Here is a 1,798-nt window from a genome sequence, read left to right on the forward strand (position 1 = left end):
CAGCACGAAACGCCTCCTCGAAGCGGAAGCGCCGCCTGGGCGTCCTGCCAGTCGCGCGCTCGCGCGGGCGGTGGACGCCCTCGTAGGCCGTGCGCAGGTCGGCAGGTCGCGGGCCGCGCGACGTCCGCCGGCAGCGGGTCGTCGAGGCCCTCGACGACGTCGAGCACCAGCCGCACCGTGCGGCCGATCGCCCAGGACGAGATCTTCGCGCTCGCCGGGTAGATCGGGATGATGCCGCGCTCGACCGCCGAGTCCTCCTCGAACAGGTTGTGCATGGGGTGGGTGAGCTGCAGCTGGCCGCGAAACTCCCCCACGACGCCCGAGAACATGCCGACCATCCCCGGCTGCACCTGCTTGAGCAGGTACGGCTGCTGGAAGAACGTCAGGGTCAGGCGTCCGGTGCCGTCGGTGATGACCACCTCGGTGCGGGTGCGTCGGCCGCCGGGCCCGAAGGAGTAGTTCTTGGCGCTGACCACCTCGGCGACGACCGTGGTGTGCTCGCCGACCTCGAGGTCGGACAGGCGGGTGCGGTCGCCGAGGTCGACGTAGCGGCGCGGGTAGTGCCCGAGCAGGTCGGCCACCGTCTGCATGCCGAACGCGGCCTCGAGCTTCTTGGCGTCCTTGCCACCGACCGCGGCGGACAGCTTGGACGCGGGGGTGATGCCCATCGTCACTCCACGCTCACGAACAGCGGGTAGTGCTCCTGCCCGCCCCGGTAGACGACCGTGTCGACGTCGGGCCGGGTGAGCCGGACGTGGCGGCACAGCGCGTCGGCCAGCTGCTGGTCGGCACCGGAGCCGAGCACGAGCGTCAGCAGCTCCGCGCTCGGCGCCAGGAGCCGGTCGACGACGTTGGCGCCGACCTGCAGCAGGTCGTAGCCGATCAGGTCGAAGTCGCCCTGCACGACGCCGAGGACGTCGCCGGGCTCGCACGGGCCGGCCATCGTCATCGCGCTCTCCGCGGCGATGGTGAGCGCTCCGTGCTGGACGTGCGCGGCCGCGCTCGACATGGCCACGACGTCGTCGTCGAACGGACGTCCGGGGTCGTGCACGGCGAGCGCCGCCAGCCCCTGCACCTGGGCGTGGGTCGGGATCACGGCCACGCGCACGCCGGCCTCGCGGGCCTCGCGCGCCGCGGCCTCGAACAGCGAGACGTAGCGGACGTTGTTGGGCAGCACCACGACCTCGGCCGCCTCGCCGGCCAGCAGGGCCTTGCGCATGCGGTCGACGTCGAGGCGGCTGCTCGCGGGTGAACGGCAGGACGACCGCCCCGCTGCCCTCGGCCAGCTCACCGAGCCCGTCGCCGGTCGTGGCGGCCAGCACCATCCGCCCGCGGCGCTCGGCCACCGGGGCCGTGCGCTGGTCGGCGAAGTGGGTGACGCGGACCCGGTACGGCCGTCCGGCCACGATGCCGGCCTCGATCGCCGCCCCGACGTCGTCGACGTGGACGTGGACGTTCCACAGGCCGTCGCCGCCGACGACCACGAGCGAGTCGCCCAGCTCGTCCAGCGTCTCGCGCAGCGCGACGACCGCCTCGTCCTCGGCGCGCAGCAGGTACATCACCTCGTACGCCGGGCCGCCCTCGACGAGGTCGCCGACCTGCGCGACCGGCACCGGCAGGACCGCCGGCGAGGTGCCCCGGTAGCGGCCGGTCATGACCTGCTCGCTGGTGTCGAGCACCACGACGAGCGCGCGTCCGCCGGAGTCGACCACGCCCGCGGCGGCCAGCCGCTCGAGCTGCTGCGGCGTGCGGGGCCAGCGCCTCGCGGGGCGGCACGGGGCCAACGACGGCGAACGCG

General features: G+C 74.0%; 2 protein-coding genes and 1 pseudogene. All 3 read right to left on the bottom strand.

Annotation, left to right across the window (positions count from 1 at the left end; genetic code table 11):
• On the bottom strand, positions 1–668 hold a 668-nt coding region (locus tag AC2W7G_RS15320), incomplete at its 3' end, for an OB-fold nucleic acid binding domain-containing protein (protein ID WP_485869199.1).
• Between the two features lie 2 nt (positions 669–670).
• Positions 671–1,219, bottom strand: a complete 549-nt coding sequence (locus tag AC2W7G_RS15325) for a hypothetical protein (RefSeq protein WP_485869198.1) — start codon at positions 1,217–1,219, stop codon at positions 671–673.
• A 193-nt stretch (positions 1,220–1,412) separates the two neighbouring features.
• Positions 1,413–1,655 (bottom strand): annotated as a pseudogene (locus AC2W7G_RS15330) (DAK2 domain-containing protein); the annotation flags it as partial.
• Positions 1,656–1,798 lie beyond the last annotated feature (143 nt).

Source organism: Aeromicrobium sp. PFPM2_SD2 (assembly GCF_057364525.1).

Coding starts and splice junctions, on each gene's coding strand:
- AC2W7G_RS15325 (WP_485869198.1), bottom strand. CDS start 1,219: ATGCGCAAGGCCCTGCTGGCCGGCGAGGCGGCCGAGGTCGTGGTGCTG.